Raw genomic sequence first — 24,080 nt, 5'->3', positions numbered from 1 at the left:
TTGCTGGTGGTCTTGATGGCTACCAGCTTTTTTATTTGTGCGTTTTATGTCTGAATTTTCTCCTTAAACCTCATTGTCGATATCAGTCACATAAACTTGTTACTTGTCTTTTAGTATTTACTCTATGGCGGGAAGTAATACACAAAACCCTGATATAAAGGCAAAAATAAGCGACACATTGTTATGCATTAAGAAGTTTTGTCTATGCTTAAAGAGCCTCAAGGTAATTAGTATGTAATGGGTTGTTAATGAGACTTTAGCTGGCTTCTCCGTGCCAGCTTTTTTTTACCTGAAATTTATCATTTCACTCAAACTAATCATCCCCTACTAACAGCTCTACCTAGATTAGAAATACGCCAAAGATAGGAAATTTAAACTTATAAATAATCAGGGTATCCATCACGATATGTTATGCAACCTATTGTAATTAATAGTTAAACCCAAATAGTAATGGGATTTATTATCATTTATATTGTTCATCCCCATGCATTGGGGAGGTGTAAGCTTAATGCTTATAAAATAAAAACAATCAATATAAAGGTTAAACAATGTTATCAGCTGTAAAACCCTCCCAAGAAACACCACTCGAAACGTCAGCACCTAAAAAATCTGCCAGTAATATTATTTCTATTGCCAAGGTGAAAAATACCAGCCAAGAGCGTGTTCACAGTAGCCCTTTTAATCGAGGTAAGCCCAATGACAATGGTCAGATCATACGTTTAGATGGTCAAGCTTCCCTGAACGATGAGTTAGCATCCTTACGTGAAGAGTTTGATGTGCAAATATCGCGGCGCGGGTTTTCTTCTTGGGAGCTATCCAGTGAGCTATATAGCAAACCAAAGATATTTGACTCTCTGAAATCACTGAAAAGCTACTTACAGGATAATTATTCTAGTGATAAAGCTTTGGCAGCAGATATAGAGAAAACATGGGAAGTAGACATTGCCCCTTCATCTAATAAAAAGCACCCATGGAAGGTGAGTGGCGGCGCATTGGAGCAGAGTTTTCGTTTCCCATCCCTGGAAAAAATGAAGCAAGCGCTGCAAGGTGGTTTTTTAAAACACAGAGCTAAACATATGGTAGCAATGGAGAGGATGATAAGAGGCCGTGATGTCAATAATGTCACTTCTTTTACGCCAAACCAGTCGGGGCCAGTGCTTGTCATTGATGGTGGAGATGATCTTGCGGTAAGTTTGGAGAACTCAGGTCTTCCGCGCTCTTTAGTTTTAGCTGCGCAAAGTACCTTACTTTACCCTGCATTTGCTGGTGTGGTATTTACAGGTTGGAAAGGTGCCAAAGAGGAATCTGACGAGACACGTGAAGCCTTTTCTAAGCTAAAAGCTGAGCAAAAATCGCTAAGAGAAGATATTGGCGGCGTAGTCATGAAAGCGCTCAGTGATGAATTGGTGCTAAAAGAGAAATTGATTAATGCAACCGATGATGCGCAAATTCAAAACCTTCAAAGTGCGCTGCTTGAACAGCTCAAATTTAAGACCAATGTTCTGGAGTTGGTCAAACCCATCTTACAATCAGGTAAGCAAGCTGACGATGAGCTTAAAACACTCACAGATAATATCGCGAAGCTCAAGCAGCTTAAAGAAGAGGTCTCTGGCCATAATCAGATGATGAGTACCAAAGCCGATCTTGATGTCAGTGTTCTTCCCGAGCAAGTGCAAAAACTGTTAACGGCTGGTAATCAGAGTGAGGTGTTTGATCCATCCTCTGCTAAGTGTCATGACCTTCTTCAGCAAATTGCGAAATTCCAAGCCAACCAAGATGACAAGGTAGCCAAGTTTGCCGATGCCTATGTGGCAGCAGCATTTACTGAGTCTGGTTTAAGTGGCATGTATTGGGGCATGATTTCCTTTGAAGCCAGAGCAACAGCAGAAGCCTTGGCAGGAACATCGGTACAAAGCCTGACGAGTGTACTGTCTCAAGTGGGTGATGCGTTCAATGTGGTTGGACAGGCGCAAATGGTGGTTGCTGGCCTAACCAAAATGGGTCTTGGCATCCAAGAAGCACGCTCTTTGAATGAGTGGCTACAACAGATCCGCGACTCAAAAGTGTTAGACAGCTCAGATAAAGATCTTACCGAAGTTAAAGGTATTCTTAGCCAATTTAACCGCCATCAGCGTAATGTGGTGATTGCAGAAACCATTGGTAATAGCGTCCTTACGGCCGGCCAGCTTGGCATGATACTCGGTGGACCACTTGGAACAGGTATAGCTCCTGTGCTGTATGCTGGTGTTGGCGCAACAATTGGTGGCGTCGGATTAAGTCAAATTGCGGTTCAGTACTCCAACAAGATATTTGAAGTGTCGGATGATATGTCAGACAAAGAGAAGGAAATCAGTCGCTGGTCAGAGCCTGGAAAAACGCCATTTGAAGTCATTCAACGCAGGATAAAAATGCTCTATGAACTGAGCCAAGATCAAGCGACGCCAAAAGTGTGGTTAAACATCTTCCAAACAGCAGTTAAGAATCCAGATAAAAGCGCCAGTGAGATTTTACAAGCAGCAGGCAAGCCGCTACTTAAATATGGTCAAGAGCACTCCGGGCATTACAGAAAGCTGTATCGCGAAGCCTTTGATAAGATTAAGGCCGATAGTTCCACGCTAGATGTAATAGGCAAAGCACAAAAAGCGCTTGGCAAGAAAGATAACTACACGGCTTTTTCTGCCTTTGTAGCGCAGCATATTGCCAAGCAGCAAAGCATTGATCTCGAGCCGCAAAATAAAAACGAGCGATTTGATCAGATTGATTCTTTGTTTAAGTTCGCTGAAGAGCAAGGCTTTGTCAACGACTTTGAGCGCCGTATTGTCAAACGATTGACCAGCCGAAATGGTTACCTTGGCAATAGAGAAAACAAACTTGATTCAAGCGATTACATCAGTGTGATTGAAGCCAACAAGTCGAAAAAACCTTGGCAGATCCCCAACCCTGTTGCTCCTGCGGTAAACTTATATCGCTTGGCCAAACAGTTGATTAAGCCAATGGTTGGTCGAGAGTATATGTCTTCAGCGCTGACGATTCCGGGTAACTGGGGCCATAAAGACACCTCGGTTTACGTGTTTAATCGCGATAAGTTTTTAGCAGACTTAGCCAACCCAAGTGATAACAGTGCTCACCTCGATGAGATATGCCGCGCTATCTTTACCCCACAAATGACCAGCGAAGTCAAAAACTGGGTCGGTAAAGACAACCGTCATGTGTTTGAGGAATCGATGCGCAAGATAGGCAAGCAAACTTTGCGTGATAATGTGCTGCGCCCAATCGTTCACGGCGCATCTGAGCAAATCAAACTCGCCGATCAAATCGAAAGCCTTCAGTAATCTAGACCCATAAAGAAAAACCCACCTAGCCTTGAGAGAGGTTAGGTGGGTTATTCTTATCTCACCAAGAATTAGTGCTTCGTGTTTCTCTATATCAAACTTAACCCTCAAACTGTATTGATCACCCTGCTTTTTTAAGTTTTACCTTCTCCGTGTATAATACGCACATCTTGTTTGCAATTACCCTAGTGTTAAACCTGAGTTCACCATTCGATAAAATGCGTGTCTCGATGTTGTAACTTGCCTTTGGCCAACTCTTTGAGGGGGACTGAAAGGGCGAAATTGAGCAATGTTTTAGCTAATTCGTGGTGATATTGATTTTTATAAGTTGAGGTTTTACGGTGTCTAAGCCTGATTCTATAAAGGATTTCGGACCTAACCGATTTTCTATTGCGCCTATGCTCGATTGGATTGCTTTTCATACCAGATAAGGGCTTTGCAACGCTTAGGGGTACTAAAGGGGGATTTTTTATCCTGTCAAAATTCAAAGGGGTACTGAAACCATGTGCCTATATCTAATATTCTCATTTCCAGTTTGATATTTTTAAAATGAATCAATACAGTGTGCGGACTGGTAAAACCAGTCCTCCCACGAGTAAGCCTTTCAATTCCTATCGTGGTAATAACAATATAGTCAATAACGTTAAGTTGAATAGGGAAGATGTATGAAAGGAATATGCGAGGCTTTGGCTTTAATTCATGAAACTAATGAAAAAATACACGTTCTTGCTGATTCATTGTCGGCATGGGATAGTGATAGAGTTGAGCTAACTGATGAGCATATCTCTACGATTGGTAATATTCTTTACGATTATTATCAGGAAATAGAAAAATCAACACAAAAAATAAAAGACGCAAGTCAGTAAATAAGGGGGCTTTATGCCCCCTTTTTTACATTCGTTGCCCTGACCAGACAACCTCACCAATTATCTGAAAGTCGTTGCTTTGGACCTCTTCCTTTGTTAGTTCCCAAGGTTGGTAGTTGTCATTGTCACTCACTACGTTTAAACCGTATTTAGAAAACTGCAAGCGCTTGACCATAAGTTGACCATCAAATCTGAACACATAAACACCATCACCTGTGAATTGGTCAATTTTATTTACCATAACAAGTGAGCCATTTTTTAGAGTTGGTTGCATGCTGTCGCCTTTTACAGGCATTAGGAATACATTGTTAGCATTTACACCAATATCAAGCGCTACATAAGCTTCGCTAAAAACGATAGCTTTTGCTTTTTCCTCACTTATAACGAGAGTCCCAGCTCCTGCGCTGACTTCTACGTCGTAAAGTGGCAGTTGTAGATAGCCTTTAGGTGGTGGCGCTATCCCGCCATTTTGTGATATTTCTCTCGCTCTAGAAAAAATCTTTGGAGGGATTTTTTCCCGATTCCTCCATGTTTGGATAGTGCTGCGAGTTGTGCCGAGAACCCTTGCTAACTCTACGTTTGTGTATGTTCCAGTAAGAACTTTTAATTCCTCAATTTGATCGTCAACAGTCTTCATTTGCATTTCGCCTAGTCTCATATGCTTGAAAAGTAATTCAGTCTGTGTATTAATTGCCATGAATTACATTGAATCATTTTGAGGTCGTTCCGTGTAATTCAAACTGACTGAGGTGTATTTGAATAGTGTTAGATTACCACAAAGGATAGTGTATGAATGTCTCATTTGCGTTACTAGCCCTTCATGGGCCAACAATTGCTCTTAATGAAATATGTGTAGATTACTTGGGAATCACTCCCAAGACGGCCAACCAACGTGCAAAGGCTGCTAATTTGCCTTTCCCAACGTTCAAACTTCGCGATAGTGAGCGAGCGCCTTACATGGTTGATACCTCAGAATTAGCCTCCTATTTGGAGTCGCAAATGAAAGCGGCTAAAGATGAATGGCTAATGGTTCATGGGAGGGGGTAAGTATGCAGGTTTCCGACCCAATCCATCTGCCCTGTCCCGATATGGCGGGCATGGTTGACCCAGACCCAGAGAAGGTCAAACGTTCTCTACTTCAAATTCAAAAAATACGCGAAAAGTATGGCTGGAATAAACGCAAGCCAAAGCGTCAATTAAACGTAAACACGCTTGAGTGGAGAAATCGATAATGGACGCATCAATTTTTAAAGGAAAATCAACAATGAAAGATACCTACCAAACACTAAGAGCCGCCCGTCGCATAAATAAAATGGGTGTTATTGCTACCGCTTGGATTTGTGCCGTTCGTGAGGTTGGCACTTCCAAAGCAGCGGAAATGACTGACCAAATAGACCAAACCATTCTTGCAGATTTTGACCGTCGGTGGGCAATGGAGGATGGCATAAAGTGCCTGACTTCATTTGAGTACCTTACGACTGCCAAAACCCCCTTGAGAGCGTTTCGCTTGTGGAAAGCTATTCAGCGTAATAATGCGCTAATCGCTGAACGAAATAGCAAGTAACACTATGAATCATTTATACGAACCGCAACCAGAGCGAGAAATCACCAATACTTTGAGTGTTGGTGATGTGGCCTACATAACGGCCTTGGCGCAAGACGTGTCCATCACCGAAAAAAATATAGCCGCTATCGAGAGCGGTTTTTTTGACGCTCCACCTTCTGATTGGATGGAGAGTGAACTCAAAAAGCTGCATTTTGCAGAGCAAATTCATTTTAATACCACTAAAGAAAGTGCTCGATTGGGTGAAATCGAGAAACGGTTTTATGAAGGGAAATGCTCAAAAATTCCGGCTGATTATTTCAGTCACTCTCGGCGCGGAGCGCACGGCGGAGCCGTGGAGACACTAGGCTTGTCAAAGGGCGGCAAAGTCCGACACGAAAAACACAAGCACATAGACCGCTTTATGACCCGCTCTCGCCGCATGCCGCCGCGTACAAAGAGCCAAAGCTTTTATGTTGAGCCGCAGTGCTACGGCGTGGAACAAACCGCCATGAAGACTGGATGGGTGCGAGATGTTGAGCGCAAATGCCTTGATTATGTGCCAAGCAAAGGCATGAGTCGCGCCTACCTTCTTAAACGCGATTGGTCCAAACAAATCAAATTGCAAGTGAAGTATCACCCAAGTCCAAGCGATGCGCCGCAAGCGCAAGTGGGTGAGCGATACACACACCAATTATCACCCAATGCTGTTAAGAAAATATTTGAATCAGGTGCCTATTTAGCGGCGTGTCATGGCGGGTTTTCTACGTTTTTGACGCTGACGTTTGATGATTTTCAGCGCGCTAAGCTGTTTGCTACTGATTCCAATGTTCATTTGACCTCTGAAGGGTGCGAATTCTCGCCGCTTTCGGAAGATATGGCCCCTTACTCCCCTTTGCAAATGACCATAGGTCAAGAGGTGACCCGTTTTCTGGATGCGGCAAAGCGTATGTACCACCGAGGGTTTAGCTATAAGCAAAGCCATTTGTCTGGGCAAGCAAACCTTGCGTTTGAGGGGGATGAGGTCAGAGTCTCGGGCCATTACAAAGCGGTGCCTCTGATGGGGCGTAAAAGCAAGGTAGAGCTACATGGGCCAGCTCGCGGCAAAGCCGATTTTCATTACCTCTGGGTGGCAGAATGCCCGACCAATGAACACGGACAACCTAACCCTCATGTGCACCTTTTACTGAATTGGCAAGTAGCCCCTGAACATTTTCAAGCATGGGCAAAACGTATCGAACGCCTTTGGGGGCATGGATTGGCGCATCTTGAGCGCATCAAATACAAAGATGCGGCGGCGGGTTATCTCATCAAGGCGGTGGGGTATGCCGCGAAGGGTGGAAACGCCGACCAAGGGGTCATTAAAGGCAATCGCTATAACATTGCTCGTTGCAGTCGCGCCCCCGATTGGAGCGCGCTAGTCAGTTTCGACGTGCACAACATGACCGGAATCATTAAAGAATGTGGCTATCGGCTTGAGCAGTGGAAAGCGCCAATTCAGCGAACAATTAGGCGAAAGCAAATTAAAAAGGCTGAGGCTAAAAAGGCCATCGATATCAATAAGAAAACACAGAAAGTTAGTGCTGTCGTCAAGTTAAACAAACTTATTAACCAGCTTGATAAAGAGATTCAAGCCGAGAAAGAGCGCTTGCACAGTCGTGGTGTGCATGCCAGTTCAGACAATCAATTTTCCATCACATTTGAAGGGGAGGATTTTGAACAAAAAACTAATGCCTTTTTGGAGTGGGCAGCAGGGGCGCGCGGCTGGACGATGAACACCGATGATGTATATCTCGATGATATCCGGCTTGAGGCCCAGTGTCGTTATGAGCGCCATTTTGAAGCATGGCAATTTAGGCAAGCGAACTGGAAAAACCAACTCACGCAAGAATTGCCGCCAATGATACCAGAGGAGGTGCAGGAAGAATTACGAAGCCAAGCGCTCAGTGAATTAGAGCAATATCGCTTAATGCATTGAGTGAGTCACGAAACCAAACACGCCAACGATGGGAATCAGAGGCCAACTTTTCACTAACGTCGAGAGACAGGGGATTTTATCCATGAACTTAAACAACATTACTGCACGTCATAAAGCGCTAGAAATCAACATAAACAATGCATTCGAAAAGCTTAAAAACAAAGGAGGCTTTAACCCTATGTCACTGATGAAAGTCATTAGCGGCGGAGAGATTAATTTAGAGGCCCTTGGCTTGCCTGAAAGCCTATTCAGTGATTTGGCCGAATACCAAGCGTTAAGCGCAACACTGCGAGAGGTGGCGGAGAAAGTAGCGGCTAAAATGGGAGAAGCCACTCATGCTTAAAGTCTCCAGCCAAAAGCCTATCGTTGGGTATGCCCCATGCCCTGAGTGTCAGACCTTGGCCGCTGTCCATTTCCCAAGCGGCGGCAGACGTGAAAATACGCCTTATCTCTCTTGCGGGGGCTGCAATAAAACCATTCAGGCCAGCACCACCAAGGCGCACATTAAAGCGAATTACGCGCCGACTCTGGACGCCTACGCTGAGCGCTTTGATGTCGATGTCAGCGCTGAACAAGAGCAAGTAGAAGCGAACAAGTGGCCAGAAAACCCCGCCTTGTACGATGTCAAAATGAATGGATTGGTGGACGAGTCGCCAGAGCCATTACTGACTGAGAAAACGCCACTCCCAGAGCAAGAAAATGTCACGATGTCAGGGGAAGACTCTGTGATTATCGACAATGACACTCAGCAAGTGGTGGATGAAACAGAAACGCCTAAAAAGCCGCAAGACGGTGGTAACGGGTTGTGGCTTGTCTTATTGCTGGCTGTGTTGGTTATGGTCTCTGTGGGCGGGTATTTGCTGATTAAGCGCCGCAAGCGTAAAGCGCTCGCCTCTGAGCCAAAACAAGAGAGTCAAGCCGATGAGTGAGACCTTACTTGATCAAGAATTTAATCTTGACGGGCTGGATTTCAGCCCTGACTTACTGAGCGACCTTGAAGCTATCGAGCCTACCCCGCAACCAGAGGCAGAAGAGGCCAAAGAGGAAGACAAACCCGACTTTTCGGGCGCGAAAGGGGAAATGACCGCCGAGTGGATGATTGAAATGATAGAGGCGGGGTTTAAGAGCTTCATCAATGAAGATTACGCCATCCCCGAAAAGAAAAAAGCCGTGATTGTGGGTAACTTTACGCCTGTGCTCAATAAGTATGACGGCGGTATTATCGCCCTGCTGGGTGAGTACAAAGAAGAGGGTCAGGCGCTCTTTGCGGTGGGTTTACTGGCGTTTTCCATGTGGATGTCGATTAAGGAAATGAAGCGCAAGCCAACGCCGACATCAGAGCCAGAGGAGGAGCCAGAAAGTGGCAAAAAATAGCAGAGAGCTAGAGGCGAAACACACGCTGTATTCTGCGACCACGGGCGGCGGTAAAACCACCGCCATTCAAAAGTCGGAGGTATTGCGCAAAGCGAACCGTATCGCCATTTATGACCCCTACAACGCTTATGACAAACTCGGTCGTAAACACGTCATTAAAACCTATTCCCTGAAAGAGTTTGCCGTCACCTTGCATAAGCTGATGAACCAGAAAAAGCCGTTTGTCGTGTCGCTGTGCGGGGTGTATGGCAAGCGTCAGTTATGTGTGTTTGCGGAGATTATTTGGCAGTTAGCCGACGGCTTGAAAGAGCTGCACGTTGTGATTGAAGAATTGGCCGCATCGGTGACGCCAAGGGCCATTGATGGGCGCGTGGGTGAGCTGTGGCGCGGTGGTCGTCAGTTTGGCCTTGTCATGCACCCCTTGTTTCAGCGTCCGCAAGATGTGCCTAAGGTAGTGACTAACCTATCTCGCTATAAATGGATAGGCAAAGTAGACAATTCCTCAGAGGCGCAGTGGTGGAGCAAACAGATTGATGTGCCTGTTGAGGACATTAAAAACCTCAAAGGCTGGCACTATTATTTTAAGGAGACGGGACAACCTGCCATTTATGGGAAATTACACGGCGCAAGGGGCTAAAAACTTGCGTTAACCAAATCACAATTTAGACGCCACTTTAACCTATAGGTCATAAGCCTATAGGTTTTTTTGTGCCCTTTTTTTACTCGCTGACTCGTGATTATCTAAAAAGCACGTAAGCCAATCATGGCGGGGGATGAATGACTCACATTGCATTCAATTTATTAGTCAGTAAGGGGTTAGAAAATATGTTTGGAGTTACCAAAAAACAGTGGATGTTGGTCGCTGTAACGGTAGTAGTGATGCTTGGCGTTATGTATGCGCTGGCAAACGTTGATGCACTTGAAAAGCCGCGTAAAGCACTCGGCTTAGATACAGGTCTGCTTTAAGCGCTTTTGCGTTTAAGCGTTTCTTTTTAACTGATTTGAGAGCAAAACACATGGCTACTTCAACAGCACAACAAGCGGCAGTGATTGCCGCAACAAAAGGCGCATTTAACGTGCGTCCTATGGACCTAGACCCGTTTCGCTCGGGTTCACCTTACGGTAAGCACGCGATTTTAGAGATTAAAGAGCTAAACGCTTTTGCCTCTATTGAGGTCGTCACAGATTTACCGATTAAACGCCTAGGCCGCGTGTCTCTAGAGCGCAACAACAAAGAAATCATTGGTATTGATGCCGATTTCTTTCACAAACGCGACATCAAAAAGGGCTTGCCTGTTCAGGCGAAAGGGGTGGCCAGTGCGTCTAAGACGCGTCTAATCATCCCGTTTGCAGACGAAACCCTACGCACACTGGCGGGCATTCGTCGCGGTGAGCTGGTTCACCAAGCGGGTGAGCTGTTAATGCTTAAGATTGGTGTTAAAGCCAAAGCGTCTGGAGACCCTGATATACCAGAGTTTAGCGCGCAAGCTCGCGTGGTTGACTATCAGGGTGAGCGTTACTTTCAGCAGCGTTACACACAGACATCGATTAACCACACGCAAACGGGTGAGCAGCGCCATGAATTCCCGCTCGTGGGTTCAAATTTGCGCCTTCGTTCGATGTTGCTTGAGTGCGAAAACGACGACATCACTCGGGTATCGATTCGCCGCGACAATGAAACCATTTGGGAACATGACGTTGAAGACATCAAATTTGCGATGGCCCGTTACAGCGACATGATAGCCCCACCTAAAGGCGTTTGGATTGACTTTGTAAGCTGCGGCTTTGCTAACGAGCAGTCGTTTACCCCTGCGGCCATGACAAGTCTAAAGCTGGTCATTGAAAAGCGCACCACGGGCACGATTGATGTGTTCAATGACTTTATCGAAATCGAGCGCTTGCCCGATTAACAAGGGGGAGTTATGTCTCAAGAGTCGAATTGGTGGGATGGGTTTATGGATGGTGCTAGCGAGCTGGCCAGTGACCTAGCCGATAGTGGCAAATCCTATTTTAACAGCCGTGAGGCAGAGGCAAACGCAAACCGAGCCGCGAATGAAAATGCCACTGTCTCACAACAGGCGCGTATTGCTGAGCAAAACCGCCAAGACCGAGAAGCCGCAAGAGAGAGTCAAAAACAGCAAATGCAGATTTACCTATTTGTTGGTGTCGCTGTGCTGGTTGTCTTGGTGCTTCTGTTCAAAAAGTAAGGGGGTGAGTATGCCTATGTTACTTCCTTTTTTAATCGGTGGTGTGGGCGGCGCTTGGTGGACAAAGGAGACGGTTGAAGCTGTTACGGGCGGTGAAGAGGGCCGCCCTCCTTATCTGCTTATCGCTGTGGTCTTGGTGGGGCTGTTTATCGCTTGGCGTAAGGGGTGGCTGAAATGATACCGGGTATTGGTGGCAGTGTTTCAGGAGGAGCAGGCGGCATATCGGGCGGGCCATCCTCAGCAAAAAATGGCGATTTTAGCGGCGGGCGCAGTGGCGGCACGGTGACGTTTAACAACAACCAAGGCTCTAGCGGCAGTAATTACACCGTCTATGCCATCTTAGCGGTCTTGCTCATTTTGGGGGTGCTATGGCTGAAAAAATAACCCCTCAAAACGTGGCTTGGTCTTCGGGGCTGGTTGCCAAGTTCGAAAAGGCGGGGTTTACCCCTGCCATTATCAAAGAGCTGACGGCGCTCGGTCAGGTATGGCGCTTTGACTCGCTGGATGTCGTGATTCGCGCTGATGGGTTGGAGCTGGTCTGGATGGCAACGCTAGGCGCGGGCATTCATGCCCATGTCAACACCATCTTAATGATAGCCAAACGTGCGGGAGCCAAAACCATGCGCTTTCACGTAGCTGAGGATGAACGGGCCGTTTTGCGATTCTGGCGCAAGTATCAGCCAACATCGATAGAGGGTGAGGGTTTTGCTAAAGGGGCGTATCGCGTCGATTTGGGGGTGTTAGATGAGTCGGTCACGTAGTTCCCAAGCCAGTAGCGTTACCACTCACAACATCAACAATGTGCTGGATGGCGGCGCAATCAAAAACAGCTTTGATTTTGCCAGTGGGATTGCTGATGAAGCCTTTGACAGTGTGGATAACGCGGTTGATGTGAGCAGAGATGTCGCCAATAACGCGCTGGACAAAAACACCGATTTAGCGCGATTGGCACTCGATGCGAACGCCAATGTGATAGGCGAGGCGTTAGATAACTTTGCAACACAAAACAATCGCTCATTGGATGCGCTGGCAGGGCTGCAAGGCACGCAAGCGACCAATAACTTTAAGTTGTTGGAGGGTATCCAGAAAACGATTCGTAACGACAACTCAGGCGGCGCAACCGAGGTGCTAGAGAATCAAAAATACCTCTACTTGGTTTTGGCGGCGCTGCTTATTGTCTTTTTATTCTTAATCAATAGGGGGAAATAATGCTTGTAGGGACACGGCTGCGATACGGCCAAGTGCAAGAGCTTCAAGCGGTCGGTCGCTACCTGATGCTCAAAGAGGGTGAGCTGGTTTCGATTGTGGCCGACGATAAAGCGGTTGAAGCGCCTCGGGGTTACGTTTTTGACATGCAAAGCGAATTTACAAAGCTGCGCGTGACTAACCTGTCAAACATGGAAGACATCGAGATATTGACCTCAGACATTCCTTTTACGGCAGGGGTAGACGGCTCACGTCTTGGCATTGCAGCAAATCTTGAAGTCAGTGACTTTAATGTGCAGTTCAATGGACGTCAGCCTGTCTCATTGCCAGATAACCAAAAGGTGACGGCTGAGCTTGCTAACTTTCCGGATGTGTTGCCCGTTAAAGTTGAAAACCCCCTTATTTTGCCCGAGGTGCAAAAGGTGCACATCGTAGAGCAAAGTGAGCCCAACCTTCGTTATGTGCCACACGAAACCATGACCGCCACGGGGACGATTACGGGGAACGTCAACCGTAAAGAGTTAATTCTAAAAGCAGGAGATGGCAATCAATCGTCGGTATGGCTTGGGGGTGTGGCTGACCGTGGCTATGAAATGCGCGCGGGGGAAGGGTTTATTCTCTCCAATGGCGCACAGCTTGAAGTGCTCATCCCGTCAAACTGCAAATTGTATGTCAGTGAGGTGACGGTATGAGCTACATCATTCCCCCGCCAATAAAGATTGAGTTTCCCGAGCAGCTTGCTCTCAGTGATTCAATTGGCGGCAGTCGCAGTGATGTGGCCGCGTCTGAGTTGGCGGTTAAGTTACTGGCTGACCAAATGCGCACTCTTGGCACCACCAATCTACTCATCAACCCACGCGGCAAAATCAACCAAGCGAGTGAAACAGACGGCGAGATTGAGGCGGGTGAGTATTTTTGTGATGGGTGGAAAGCCGGACCCAATGGCGCGCACGTTTACCGCCTTGATGATGGGGGCTTTGATTTACGCGGTGGCTCGATTGTTCAGCTTATTCCCAATGACTTAGAGGTCTCTCGCCTTGTGCGCACGAATCTTGATGTGGTGTCAGGCTCGCCAATGATGAAAGTGAACGGCATTGCAGAAAAGGCGGCGGCGGGAGATGGGGAGTACATCGAGATTGAGATTAGCGGTGATAACTCGACGTTTAATCGGCTGATAGCGGCAAGCAGTCAAACCAAGCCTGTTTATCAGCACGACACGAACGAGTTAGGCAAGTGTCAACGCTTCTATTTTGATACAGGTCGGGTTCACGGCGGGACGTTTGGGAGTGTTTACACGACTTCCCATACCTACGCCAATTTTATGCATGCGGTTGTGCCTCAAAATATGACATCAGCATCGCTTTGGTTTGAGGTGGTTGTTGGTCCGGTGATGGCAAGTGTTTCGCATATCTGGAGCGTGCAAAGTATTTCAAATGGTTATGCCTCAATGCGTAACTCAGGCGGCCCTATAAGCGTTTCAGGAGACCATTACTACCGCCTGATACTCGATGCCAGACCATAAGGAAATGAAAACCATGAAATACGCAAACCCAGATAAAAGCGCTGTCATTGCGACCAACCCAAAAGACGGTCACGAATGGACAGTGCCAAGAGGACATCGTTTTTGGAGTCAATGGGGCATTGACCAAACCGAGAAAAACGGCGACATCGAGGCCGCCGACCCAACACCAGAGTTAGAGGCGCAGTGATATGTCTCATGCGCGCCTTGCTTTTGCAATTGCCATCGTAGGAGGGATGATAGTTATGGCAAACCAAGTCAGAGAGCCACGGGGCTTTCGCAACAATAACCCACTCAATATTGATTACAACAAAGCCAATGATTGGGAGGGGCAAGTAGGAATGGAAAGAGGGGTGTTAGCCCCGCGTTTTGCTCGATTTTCGTCAATGGAATACGGCGTAAGGGCAGCGGCGAAGCTGGTCAAAACCTACATGAACCGCTATGGACTGCGCAGCGTTTACGGCATTGTTAATCGATGGGCGCCGAGTGTGGAAAATGACACCAATGCTTATGCTGAGCATGTGGCTTATAAGTTGGGCGTTAGCCCCTATGAACCCATTCAAGAGCTGGACATCCCCGAGCTGCTTTACCATATGATTAAGCACGAAAACGGCCAATATCTTGACATGGCAACGGTTAAAAAAGGCTCACAAATGGCGGGGGTAGCGTTTGTATGATATCGGCTATCGTTGCGGGTTTCTCATTGGTCAAATCCTATTTTCAGATGAGCACAGAAGAGAAAAAAGCCAAAAGCCTCGAAAAGCGAGAGGCAGCACAGGCCAAACGCGCCGAGAATCAACAGCGTGAGCGCAATCTCGCGGCGGGTGAAGCCTCGGTATCAGCGCTAGACGCTATCACACTAAAACAAATCGGCTGGTTAGATGATTTTGTGATTGTCTCAATTTGGGCGGTGGTCTGGTCTTGCTTTATTCCTGTTTTGCAGCCCTATGCCGTGGCGGGGATTGATAATTTGGCGGGCATGCCACCATGGTTTCAGTATGTGCTTGCGGCGTCCATTGTTTACACGCTTGGCTTTAAGTCCTTGGTGTACTGCCTACTTGTTAAGCGGGGTGCTTAATGGAAGTCATACAAGCACTCGGCTTAGATGGTAATACAATTTTAATCTTGGTGGGCCTGTTCAAACTGCATACACGAGTGACGATTTTAGAAGCCAAAAGCCCACAATGATGTGGGCCTATTTTAATTAAATTTTTCATGCAACTTATGCGGAAATAGTTGTGTATAGACTTGCCATAAAATATTTAGGTTTCTATGACCTGTAACCTGTGCAACTTCTTCGATTGAATAACCTTTCTCAAATAAACGGCTAGCCCCTTCGCGTCTCAGGTCGTGATATCTTAAATCTGATATGCCTAAATCATTTCTAACTCTTTGAAAACCTGCGCTAACGCTTCTTGGGTTGTAAGGGAAAATCAAATCACTTGATTTATTCTGTCTACTGATAATGTCAAAAGATTCACCCAATAGGGGTACTATCATGTGATTGCCTTCTTTCTTTCGGGGGTCCTTTCTGTCCCTTACTAGTATGGTTTTGTGTTCTTCGTTTAGGTCATCCCAACGTAATGCACATACTTCACCAATTCGCATACATGTCAAAATACTAAAGTCTAAGATATCGATAAATGGTATTCTCGTTTTTCCGTTTGGGCGGTAATTTTGACGTGCGGTAAGGCCCTCTCTAAGCTTGTCCAATTCGTTTTCTGTTGGGCGTCGGGTTCTACGTTGACTCTTACCTACCAGTTTCATGTCTATGAGTATCGGCACCGCCTCATCAAAAATGTTGTAATTTGCATCAATGCCAAAGACTGGTTTTGATTTTTTCATGACCGACCGTAAATAAGCGATGTCATGATAGGTTGTCGCTGGTGTTGCTCCTGCCCCTCTTCTATTTCGGCAATGTTGAATAAGGTCTTTGGTTTGGAGTCTATTGCTTTCTACCTTTGAAATGTCGCAATCCCGAAGCATTTGAATAACATATTTCTTTGTTCTTCCAGTGGTTTCCCATAGGTCACGGTCATTCATGTACATGCCTAAAAGCTCACCAAGCGAAGCCGTAGTGCGTTTTGATGGCGCACCGTCTAACTCTATTTCGGCGACTCTTTTTACACCAAAAGTTTTAGCGAGTGCTTTCTTTTTAAAAGTTTTGTTTTCTCGGTGTATAATCTTGCCGTTCTCTTTTTCTATTACTGTGGTTCTGTACCTGAGTTCACCACTGGAAAGGGTACGTGTCTCGATAAAGTAACTAGCCATTTGTCCTACTCTTTGAGGGGTACTGTGAGGGGTACTATAGGGCGAAATTAGGCAAAATTCTAGGTAATTCGAGGTGATTTTAATTTTTGAAAAGTTGAGGTTTTACGGTGTCTAAGCCTGATTCTATAAGGGATTTCGGACCTAACCGATTTTCTATTGCGCCTATGCTCGATTGGACAGATCGCCATTGTCGCTACTTCCATCGTTTGCTGACCAGTGAGTCTTTGCTTTATACCGAGATGGTCACGACTGGCGCGATCATTCACGGCAAAGGTGACTTTTTGGCTTATAACCAAGAAGAGCATCCGGTGGCGCTGCAACTTGGTGGTTCAAACCCGAAGGATTTGGCGACATGTGCCAAGCTCGCGCAGCAAAGAGGCTATGATGAGGTGAACCTTAATGTTGGTTGCCCGTCAGATCGAGTGCAAAATGGCCGCTTTGGCGCATGCTTAATGGCAGAGCCTCAGCTGGTGGCAGATTGTATCGAAGCAATGCGTGAGGTGGTGGATATTCCCGTCACAGTGAAAACACGTATTGGCATTGATGAGCAGGACTCGTATGAGTTTTTGACAGATTTTGTCTCCATTGTGTCTGAAAAAGGTGGCTGTGAGCAGTTTACCATTCATGCGCGCAAAGCTTGGCTATCTGGACTGAGCCCAAAGCAAAACAGAGAGATCCCGCCACTCGACTATCCGCGTGCTTATCAACTCAAGCAAGATTTCGCTCATCTCAATATTGCCATTAATGGTGGTGTAAAGAGTCTCGAAGAGAGTAAAGAGCACCTAGTGCATTTAGATGGTGTTATGGTTGGGCGTGAAGCCTATCAAAACCCATATCTACTCGCTAAGGTTGACCAAGATATATTTGGCTTGGATAAGCCAGTCAAAAAGCGTACTCAAGTGGTAGAAGAGATGTACCCTTACATTGAGCAACAGCTTGCGAATGGCGCTTACCTTGGTCACATCACCCGTCATATGTTAGGTCTATTTCAAAATATGCCAGGCGCACGCCAGTGGCGCCGTTACATTAGTGAAAATGCACACAAGCCAGGTTCAGGGGTAGAAGTGGTTGAAACTGCACTGGGTAAGATTCCTCAAGAACTCAATGTGTAAATATTACCAAATCCTGTTCATCACTTGGTAAATTTCGCCAATTGTTACTATGTATAATTAGCTTACCCTATAAGCTGGGATTTTTTATCGTTTAAAAATCAAAAGTTTATAGATTTTTAGAACTTGGCGTAGTTTCTGCTATGTAATAATCAACAAAGGAGAAAACTATGCTAGAACTCATCTTTATACTGGTTTTTATCGCGACCTTACTCGTCACTGGATTGACCATGATGACGGTCTTTGCCGCGACTGGTTTCGCTTTATTGGTGATGGCGCTATTTGGAATGATTGGCGCGGCCTTTAAGCTTATTCCGTATCTTATTGTAATTGCAGTCGGTATTTGGCTTTTTAAAAATTACGTATATAGCCATCGTTAAATCGAGCAGGAAATTGACAATTCCCCAGCTACAGAATGTGTTACTATCGCTGCAAGACTTTACGATAGATAGGTTCAGGAGTTCAAGCGATGAACAATTCCGCACTGGCAGCGATGGCTGCAGTTGCAATGTCAATGGCAAGTTCTGCAGTGATGGCAGAGGATTCAGATTCGGTTGTCGTAAAAGTGGGGGCTGATGCCTGGTGGATAGAAACAGAAGTGAATGAAATTGATCGTGATAAAGAAGTCACGCCATCGGCTTATTTATCCATCGAGCACGATCTCAAATATGTCCCAAACGCTAGGTTAAAGACCACGGGTGTTGAAAATGATTATATGGCCTTCGACAAGCTTGATTTAACCCTGTACTACTCGCTGATGGATCATGACCTATTGCATTTTGATGCTGGTGTGACTTTAAGCGATCTCAGCAATACCAAGTATAAAAATGCCGATAACGGCCAAATTAAAGACTTTGATGGATTTATTTGGGCGTTTTATGGCTATGCAGAAATCACGGTACCAGACACTAACTTTGATATCATTGGTGAAATGAACTTTGGCGATAGCAGTGGTATTAAAAGTACCGATCTTACTGCAGGTGTACAGTATCGTATGCCGCTGAAAGAGTCGACCATTACCTTCCGTGGCGGCTATCGCGCGATTGACCTTGAGTCTGACGAATTTAAAGCAACCACCACGAGTACCATATTGGGTAAACCTTTTATTATGGCTGATGGCTTCTTTGTAGGAGCTGAATACAGTTTCTAGTATTGTCCAACGTATATAAAACGCTGCGTAATATCGCGGCGTTTTTTTATGCTTATAAGTTATACCAAGACAGTTTTTTTAGCAGTTTTCTGCTCAGTAGACCATGCTTAAAAGTGATAATTGTCATTATAAGTGTAAAGGATTGTTATGACGATAAATGAGCTCAGAAGTCTTTACCGAGAAAACCAGCTTGTTGAGGCGATTATTGAGCCTTCTGCAGAGGAAGGTACTTGGATAGTTGAATTTCGTCATACTCGTGGTGGATTTGTTTTGCTCACAGATGTTCATGGCGAAGAATGTCACTATCCTGACTTGGATATGGCGTCCAAATCAGCGATGGCGGTGGGTTTTTCTCAGGTCCGTGTCGAGGTAGATTGACCGATTCTGATGAAATAATAGTCTTTATTTAATCCAAAAAGTTATAAAACATTCATTTCTATTCTTTATTGTTATTAGTCTGAGTGGTTAATCTAACATCATGCAATGAATAGGGATGTCGAGACCATGTCTTCAAATAACAAGGTATCACCTTCGGGACAGATACCATCAGCACTACCGTCAATCGCTTCCCCCTTAAATGATCAGCAGTTGAATAGCCTTCAGCAAACGACCTCAGAGCTGTCACCGCAGCAATTGGCTTGGGTCAGTGGTTATTTTTGGGGATTATCTCAAGCCCAATCGCCAGCTTTAACTCAAGGGGCGTCAAGTGCGCAAATGGCATTGGCTGATAAACCTGCGGGTAAACTAAGTATTATTTTTGCCTCTCAAACCGGCAATGCTAAGGGAGTAGCAGAAACTCTAGAGCAAGAAGCAAGGGATCAAGGCATTGCGGTCGAGCTTTTCGATGCCAGTGATTACAAGGGGAAACAGCTAGCAAAAGAAACCCATGTCATTATTGTTGCTTCGACCAATGGTGAAGGTGAGGCGCCAGATAACGCTATTGAGCTGCATGAATTTCTTCAATCTAAGAAAGCGCCCAAGTTACCGAACTTACAATATGGTGTGATAGCTTTGGGTGACTCGAGCTACGAGTTTTTCTGTCAGACAGGAAAAGATTTTGACGCTTACCTCTCCAAGCTAGGTGCTACAGCATTTATAGAACGCCTTGATTGTGATGTCGATTATGAATCTGATGCGGCGAGCTGGCGTAAACAAGCGCTTGATAAAGTAAAACAAGACTTAGCAACGACGAACAGTGAAGCCGAAGTCGTGCAATTGCCATTGGGTCAAACTACATCGCCATCCCCTTATAATAAGAATCACCCCTTCGCAGCCACCTTGCTGGCCAATCAAAAAATTACAGGTCGCGATTCTGGTAAAGATGTGCGCCATATTGAGATTGATTTGGAAGGGTCAGGGCTAAGTTATCAGCCGGGTGATGCACTTGGTGTCTGGTATGAAAACAGTTCGGAACTTGCGAGTGCCATCTTGAACAAGGTGGGACTTTCTGGCGTTGAAAGCATAGAACTTGACGGAGAAAGTCTCTCTATCCATAGCGCGCTAGTCAGTCAGTTCGAAATCACAGCCGCTAACCCCCAGTTTGTCACCAAATTTGCTCAAGCTTCGGCAAGTCAAAAACTACTCAAGCTAATAAAAGATAAAGATAAGTTGCGCGAATACGCTAATCAAACTCAGATTCTTGATGTACTTAACGAGAAGAAAACACAAATGTCCGTGTCAGAGTTAGCCAGTTTACTGCGCCGACTTACACCGCGTTTGTACTCGATTGCATCCAGCCAAAGTGAAGTTGAACAAGAAGTCCACCTAACGGTTGGTCTCCTTGAGTATCAGCAAGGCGATGAGCAGCGCTTTGGCGGCGCCTCAAGTTTTCTTAGCCGCCGCCTTGATGAAGGCTCGCAGGTCAAGGTGTTTGTTGAGCACAACAACAGCTTCAAACTCCCAGCCGATGACAATACACCGATCATTATGATTGGCCCAGGTACAGGAATTGCGCCGTTTCGTAGTTTTATTCAAGAGCGTGATGCTCGTGAAGCATCGGGCAAGAACTGGTTGTTTTTTGGTGATCGCACTTTTACTCAAGACTTCCTCTATCAAGCAGAATGGCAGAAATACTTAAAAGCCGGCAAGCTCAATCGCCTCGATGTGGCCTTTAGTCGTGATCAAGGGGAAAAGGTCTACGTTCAACATCGAATTTTGGAAAAAGGTGATGAAGTGTGGCGCTGGCTTGAGCAAGGCGCTTATATCTATGTCTGCGGAGATGCGACGCGAATGGCAAAAGATGTTCATCAAGCTCTGATCCATGTGGTCGAGCAACATGGTAAGCAATCGCGTGATGATGCAGAAGAGTTTATCAATCAATTGCGTAAAGAAAAACGTTATCAAAGGGATGTATATTAATGAGCACTTCAACGACCACTCATACTCAGTCCGTATTGGGCGAAGAGCTTGGCCCATTGGCAGATAATGAACGTCTAAAAAGAGAGAGCAACTTTCTGCGCGGCACGATCGAGCAAGATCTGCAAGATCCTATCACGGGGGGATTTACCGCTGATAACTTCCAATTGATTCGGTTTCATGGAATGTATCAGCAAGACGATCGTGATATACGTAACGAAAGGGTGAAACAAAAACTCGAACCTTTACATAATGTAATGCTCAGGGCGCGAATGCCTGGCGGTATTATTTCACCAGAGCAGTGGTTAGCGATTGATAAGTTTGCTACTGAGCATTCCTTGTATGGCAGCATTCGATTGACCACGCGTCAAACTTTTCAATTTCATGGTGTGTTGAAACCGAACATTAAACTGATGCATCAGACCCTCAATAGTATTGGTATTGATTCGATAGCGACAGCGGGTGATGTTAATCGTAATGTACTTTGTACCACCAATCCGGTTGAGTCTGAACTTCATCAGCAAGCCTATCAATGGGCGAAAAAGATCAGTGAACATCTGCTACCTAAAACCAAAGCCTATGCTGAAATTTGGCTTGATGGGGATAAGGTAGAGACCACACAAGGTGATGAGCCAATTTTAGGTAACCATTATTTACCCCGAAAATTTAAGACAACGGTAGTCATACCACCGCAAAATGACGTTGATGTTCATGCCAATGATCTTAATTTTGTTGCCATTGCTGAGCAAGGCAAGCTGGTGGGCTTTAACGTCCTCGTTGGTGGTGGTTTGGCGATGACGCACGGTGACACATCTACTTATCCAAGACGCGCGGATGACTTTGGCTACATTCCACTAGATAAAACACTTGATATTGCAGCTGCAGTTGTTACCACTCAGCGTGACTGGGGGAATCGCTCAAATCGTAAAAACGCCAAAACTAAGTACACATTAGATCGTGTAGGCAGTGATGTATTCAAAGCGGAAGTAGAAAAGCGGGCTGGTGTGTTATTTGAAAAGAGTCGCCCCTATGAGTTTACCGAGCGCGGAGACCGAATTGGTTGGGTAGAGGGTATTGATGGCAAGCATCATTTGACGCTCTTTATCGAAAATGGACGTTTACTTGATTATCCCGATAAACTGCTGAAATCAGGTGTCGCTATGATAGCTAGGATCCACCAAGGTGATTTTCGCATGACAGCTAATCAAAATCTTATTGTGGCTGGTGTGCCGAGCGAAGAAAAAGCGCAAATCGAACGTATTGCTATTGAGCACGGTTTGATGGATGAAACTGTCAGTGAGCAACGAAAGAATTCGATGGCTTGTGTGGCGTTTCCAACCTGTCCATTAGCAATGGCTGAAGCTGAACGCTTTTTACCTCAATTTGTCACTGATGTGGAAGAAATACTGCGCAAGCATGAATTACCTGAGCAAGACAACATCATATTACGTGTGACGGGTTGTCCAAACGGGTGTGGCCGCGCCATGTTGGCAGAGATTGGTCTAGTGGGTAAAGCGCCAGGTCGCTACAACCTGCATTTGGGCGGGAATCGTGGCGGTACTCGTGTACCTAAGATGTATAAAGAGAATATTAGCGACAAACAGATTTTACAAGAGATAGATCATCTTGTTGAACGCTGGTCAAAAGAGCGCCTTGAGGGAGAGTGCTTCGGCGATTTTACTATTCGTACCGGTATTATTGATGAAGTGGTGGTGTCAAAGAGGGACTTTTATGCATGATATTGTGATTGAAAAACCGAATCTAGCGGATCTTCTCAAGGCGACAAAAACCGAGCAAACCTTGAGGCTTGCGCAAATCAATGCTGAGTTAGAAAAGAAAACGGCTCAAGAACGAGTAATATGGGCGGCAGAAAATCTTGAAGGGGAACAGGTCGTTTCATCAAGCTTCGGTGTGCAAGCCGCAGTGATGCTACATCTTATTACTCAAGTACAACCCAGTATTCCAGTCATACTGACAGATACAGGTTATCTATTCCCTGAGACTTATCTATTTATCGATGAGTTAACGGAGACATTGAATCTCAATCTAAAGGTATATCGCGCAGAGCTAAGTAGTGCGTGGCAAGAATCTCGCTACGGTAAATTGTGGGAACAAGGGGTTGATGGTATTGAAACCTATAACCGTCTTAATAAAGTTGAACCTATGCGCCGAGCACTGAAAGAGTTAAATAGCAAAGTTTGGTTTTCTGGCCTGCGACGGGAGCAATCTAGTTCACGAGCGCATTTACCAATATTATCTGTCCAAAATGGCGTGTTGAAGTTCCTTCCTATTATTGATTGGACAAACAAAGATGTTCATTACTACCTTGAGAGACATGGTTTAAAATATCACCCACTGCGTGACCAAGGATACTTATCTGTTGGAGACGTACATACAACTCAGAAATGGCAGCCAGGTATGAGTGAGGAGCAAACGCGTTTCTTCGGTTTAAAGCGAGAGTGTGGCCTTCATGATGACTAAGAACAAGACGGTTCAGGTATCTAGTGAGCATTTTTCTTCAATGAAAGGCCATGATACTTGCCTTTTCTTTATATCTTAAAATGCAGCTTGTGGGTAACTCTGTTAATATTTTCTTTAAATGCTATGGGTAAACGTGAATAAATAAAGGCTTGAGTGAATATTGGGCGTTTAAGCTTTATTTTTCTAATTTTTTCAAATTTCTGCTTGCCAACGTAATAACGATCTCTATAATGCTCCCTCGTCGACAGGGCAAGGGCTTAAAGCTCAAACAGCCATGATGACAGGCCAAGTAAAAAAATAAATAATTAGTAAAAAGTGTTTGACTCTTTATTTTATATCGCTAGAATGGCCGACTCTTCTTTAGGTAGTAAATAAATCTAAAGCAAGAACGCTCTTTAACAAACTAAACCTATCAATCTGTGTGGGCACTCGTTGATGATAATCCAAAAAGATTTATCAATGAACTGAGTGACCAATCGGTAGTAATACCGGCACAGTCAATTCAACATTACACAGTAATGTTATCAGTATTCATTGAGCCGCATCTTAGATGCACAAAACTTTAATTGAAGAGTTTGATCATGGCTCAGATTGAACGCTGGCGGCAGGCCTAACACATGCAAGTCGAGCGGAAACGAGCTATCTGACCCTTCGGGTGACGATAACGGCGTCGAGCGGCGGACGGGTGA

31 protein-coding genes and 1 rRNA gene are annotated in these 24,080 nt (G+C 45.4%); 30 read left to right on the top strand and 2 right to left on the bottom strand.

Annotation, left to right across the window (positions count from 1 at the left end):
- The first annotated feature begins 548 nt into the window (after positions 1-548).
- Both DPF90_RS15965 and DPF90_RS15960 read left to right on the top strand, forming a co-directional pair.
- Positions 549-3,332, top strand: a complete 2,784-nt coding sequence (locus tag DPF90_RS15965) for a coiled-coil domain-containing protein (protein ID WP_114787334.1) — start codon at positions 549-551, stop codon at positions 3,330-3,332.
- Between the two features lie 665 nt (positions 3,333-3,997).
- Positions 3,998-4,198, top strand: coding sequence for a hypothetical protein (locus tag DPF90_RS15960; RefSeq protein ID WP_114787333.1), 201 nt, complete (start codon positions 3,998-4,000; stop codon positions 4,196-4,198).
- Positions 4,199-4,223: 25 nt separating this feature from the next.
- Here the strand turns inward: DPF90_RS15960 and DPF90_RS15955 are convergent, their stop codons facing one another.
- Positions 4,224-4,835 (bottom strand): S24 family peptidase, encoded by a 612-nt coding sequence (locus tag DPF90_RS15955; protein WP_114787431.1) that lies wholly within the window; start codon positions 4,833-4,835, stop codon positions 4,224-4,226.
- 152 nt (positions 4,836-4,987) lie between these two features.
- On the opposite strand from DPF90_RS15955, the gene DPF90_RS15950 reads away from it, so the two are divergent.
- From DPF90_RS15950 to DPF90_RS15860, 20 genes are all read left to right on the top strand, one after another.
- Positions 4,988-5,245, top strand: coding sequence for a pyocin activator PrtN family protein (locus tag DPF90_RS15950; protein ID WP_114787332.1), 258 nt, complete (start codon positions 4,988-4,990; stop codon positions 5,243-5,245).
- A gap of 2 nt (positions 5,246-5,247) precedes the next feature.
- Positions 5,248-5,430, top strand: a complete 183-nt coding sequence (locus tag DPF90_RS15945; RefSeq protein WP_114787331.1) for a hypothetical protein — start codon at positions 5,248-5,250, stop codon at positions 5,428-5,430.
- Positions 5,430-5,762: a hypothetical protein gene (locus DPF90_RS15940; RefSeq protein ID WP_114787330.1), complete on the top strand. Its 333-nt coding sequence runs from the start codon at positions 5,430-5,432 to the stop codon at positions 5,760-5,762. Before DPF90_RS15945 ends, DPF90_RS15940 begins: the two co-directional genes overlap by 1 nt.
- A gap of 4 nt (positions 5,763-5,766) precedes the next feature.
- Entirely contained in the window at positions 5,767-7,719 is a 1,953-nt protein-coding gene (locus DPF90_RS15935) for a rolling circle replication-associated protein (RefSeq protein ID WP_114787329.1), read from the top strand.
- Between the two features lie 82 nt (positions 7,720-7,801).
- A complete protein-coding gene (locus DPF90_RS15930; protein WP_114787328.1) occupies positions 7,802-8,062 on the top strand; it encodes a hypothetical protein in 261 nt (86 codons plus the stop codon).
- Positions 8,055-8,648, top strand: coding sequence for a hypothetical protein (locus tag DPF90_RS15925; protein ID WP_114787327.1), 594 nt, complete (start codon positions 8,055-8,057; stop codon positions 8,646-8,648). The genes DPF90_RS15930 and DPF90_RS15925 overlap by 8 nt, the downstream gene beginning before the upstream one ends.
- Positions 8,641-9,093: a hypothetical protein gene (locus DPF90_RS15920; protein ID WP_114787326.1), complete on the top strand. Its 453-nt coding sequence runs from the start codon at positions 8,641-8,643 to the stop codon at positions 9,091-9,093. Before DPF90_RS15925 ends, DPF90_RS15920 begins: the two co-directional genes overlap by 8 nt.
- Positions 9,080-9,730 (top strand): hypothetical protein, encoded by a 651-nt coding sequence (locus DPF90_RS15915; protein ID WP_114787325.1) that lies wholly within the window; start codon positions 9,080-9,082, stop codon positions 9,728-9,730. Before DPF90_RS15920 ends, DPF90_RS15915 begins: the two co-directional genes overlap by 14 nt.
- A 140-nt stretch (positions 9,731-9,870) precedes the next feature.
- Positions 9,871-10,059 carry a hypothetical protein gene (locus DPF90_RS15910; protein ID WP_114787324.1) on the top strand — a complete coding sequence of 63 codons (189 nt, stop codon included), beginning with the start codon at positions 9,871-9,873 and terminating at the stop codon, positions 10,057-10,059.
- Positions 10,060-10,109: 50 nt separating this feature from the next.
- On the top strand, positions 10,110-11,003 hold the full coding sequence (locus DPF90_RS15905) for a major capsid protein P2 (RefSeq protein ID WP_114787323.1): 894 nt from the start codon (positions 10,110-10,112) through the stop codon (positions 11,001-11,003).
- 12 nt (positions 11,004-11,015) lie between these two features.
- A complete protein-coding gene (locus tag DPF90_RS15900; RefSeq protein WP_114787322.1) occupies positions 11,016-11,300 on the top strand; it encodes a hypothetical protein in 285 nt (94 codons plus the stop codon).
- Positions 11,301-11,310: 10 nt separating this feature from the next.
- The gene (locus DPF90_RS20290) at positions 11,311-11,478 is read left to right on the top strand and encodes a hypothetical protein (RefSeq protein WP_162814052.1); all 168 of its coding nucleotides are present in this window, start codon (positions 11,311-11,313) and stop codon (positions 11,476-11,478) included.
- Positions 11,475-11,684 (top strand): hypothetical protein, encoded by a 210-nt coding sequence (locus DPF90_RS15895; RefSeq protein ID WP_114787321.1) that lies wholly within the window; start codon positions 11,475-11,477, stop codon positions 11,682-11,684. Before DPF90_RS20290 ends, DPF90_RS15895 begins: the two co-directional genes overlap by 4 nt.
- Positions 11,669-12,061 carry a hypothetical protein gene (locus DPF90_RS15890; RefSeq protein ID WP_114787320.1) on the top strand — a complete coding sequence of 131 codons (393 nt, stop codon included), beginning with the start codon at positions 11,669-11,671 and terminating at the stop codon, positions 12,059-12,061. The genes DPF90_RS15895 and DPF90_RS15890 overlap by 16 nt, the downstream gene beginning before the upstream one ends.
- Positions 12,045-12,509, top strand: coding sequence for a hypothetical protein (locus DPF90_RS15885; RefSeq protein ID WP_114787319.1), 465 nt, complete (start codon positions 12,045-12,047; stop codon positions 12,507-12,509). Before DPF90_RS15890 ends, DPF90_RS15885 begins: the two co-directional genes overlap by 17 nt.
- Complete coding sequence (locus DPF90_RS15880) at positions 12,509-13,198, top strand: hypothetical protein (RefSeq protein WP_114787318.1); 690 nt, start codon at positions 12,509-12,511, stop codon at positions 13,196-13,198. The genes DPF90_RS15885 and DPF90_RS15880 overlap by 1 nt, the downstream gene beginning before the upstream one ends.
- The gene (locus DPF90_RS15875) at positions 13,195-14,028 is read left to right on the top strand and encodes a hypothetical protein (RefSeq protein ID WP_114787317.1); all 834 of its coding nucleotides are present in this window, start codon (positions 13,195-13,197) and stop codon (positions 14,026-14,028) included. The genes DPF90_RS15880 and DPF90_RS15875 overlap by 4 nt, the downstream gene beginning before the upstream one ends.
- Before the next feature lie 13 nt (positions 14,029-14,041).
- Positions 14,042-14,215, top strand: a complete 174-nt coding sequence (locus tag DPF90_RS20365) for a hypothetical protein (RefSeq protein WP_205395199.1) — start codon at positions 14,042-14,044, stop codon at positions 14,213-14,215.
- Between the two features lies 1 nt (position 14,216).
- A complete protein-coding gene (locus tag DPF90_RS15865; protein ID WP_240314535.1) occupies positions 14,217-14,702 on the top strand; it encodes a structural protein P5 in 486 nt (161 codons plus the stop codon).
- Complete coding sequence (locus DPF90_RS15860; protein WP_114787315.1) at positions 14,699-15,103, top strand: hypothetical protein; 405 nt, start codon at positions 14,699-14,701, stop codon at positions 15,101-15,103. Before DPF90_RS15865 ends, DPF90_RS15860 begins: the two co-directional genes overlap by 4 nt.
- Before the next feature lie 122 nt (positions 15,104-15,225).
- On the opposite strand, the gene DPF90_RS15855 is transcribed toward DPF90_RS15860, so the two are convergent.
- Positions 15,226-16,296, bottom strand: coding sequence for a site-specific integrase (locus DPF90_RS15855; RefSeq protein WP_114787314.1), 1,071 nt, complete (start codon positions 16,294-16,296; stop codon positions 15,226-15,228).
- Positions 16,297-16,403: 107 nt separating this feature from the next.
- On the opposite strand from DPF90_RS15855, the gene dusA reads away from it, so the two are divergent.
- The 8 genes from dusA to DPF90_RS15815 form a co-directional block, all read left to right on the top strand.
- The gene (gene dusA / locus DPF90_RS15850) at positions 16,404-17,408 is read left to right on the top strand and encodes a tRNA dihydrouridine(20/20a) synthase DusA (protein ID WP_275895338.1); all 1,005 of its coding nucleotides are present in this window, start codon (positions 16,404-16,406) and stop codon (positions 17,406-17,408) included.
- Positions 17,409-17,575: 167 nt separating this feature from the next.
- Positions 17,576-17,785 (top strand): envelope stress response protein PspG, encoded by a 210-nt coding sequence (gene pspG / locus DPF90_RS15845; protein WP_114787312.1) that lies wholly within the window; start codon positions 17,576-17,578, stop codon positions 17,783-17,785.
- Positions 17,786-17,874: 89 nt separating this feature from the next.
- Complete coding sequence (locus DPF90_RS15840; protein WP_114787311.1) at positions 17,875-18,555, top strand: TIGR04219 family outer membrane beta-barrel protein; 681 nt, start codon at positions 17,875-17,877, stop codon at positions 18,553-18,555.
- Positions 18,556-18,702: 147 nt separating this feature from the next.
- The gene (locus tag DPF90_RS15835) at positions 18,703-18,933 is read left to right on the top strand and encodes a hypothetical protein (RefSeq protein WP_114787310.1); all 231 of its coding nucleotides are present in this window, start codon (positions 18,703-18,705) and stop codon (positions 18,931-18,933) included.
- A 126-nt stretch (positions 18,934-19,059) separates the two neighbouring features.
- A complete protein-coding gene (locus tag DPF90_RS15830) occupies positions 19,060-20,913 on the top strand; it encodes an assimilatory sulfite reductase (NADPH) flavoprotein subunit (protein ID WP_240314534.1) in 1,854 nt (617 codons plus the stop codon).
- Positions 20,913-22,649 (top strand): assimilatory sulfite reductase (NADPH) hemoprotein subunit, encoded by a 1,737-nt coding sequence (gene cysI / locus DPF90_RS15825; RefSeq protein WP_114787308.1) that lies wholly within the window; start codon positions 20,913-20,915, stop codon positions 22,647-22,649. Before DPF90_RS15830 ends, cysI begins: the two co-directional genes overlap by 1 nt.
- Positions 22,642-23,391, top strand: coding sequence for a phosphoadenylyl-sulfate reductase (locus tag DPF90_RS15820; protein WP_114787307.1), 750 nt, complete (start codon positions 22,642-22,644; stop codon positions 23,389-23,391). The genes cysI and DPF90_RS15820 overlap by 8 nt, the downstream gene beginning before the upstream one ends.
- 563 nt (positions 23,392-23,954) lie before the next feature.
- Positions 23,955-24,080 (top strand): 16S ribosomal RNA (locus DPF90_RS15815); the annotation flags it as partial.

Source organism: Vibrio tetraodonis (assembly GCF_003350295.1).
Lineage (GTDB): Bacteria > Pseudomonadota > Gammaproteobacteria > Enterobacterales > Vibrionaceae > Vibrio > Vibrio tetraodonis.
The sequence above is the reverse complement of the archived record's forward strand: the minus strand, read 5'-3'. Positions and strand labels throughout refer to the sequence as shown.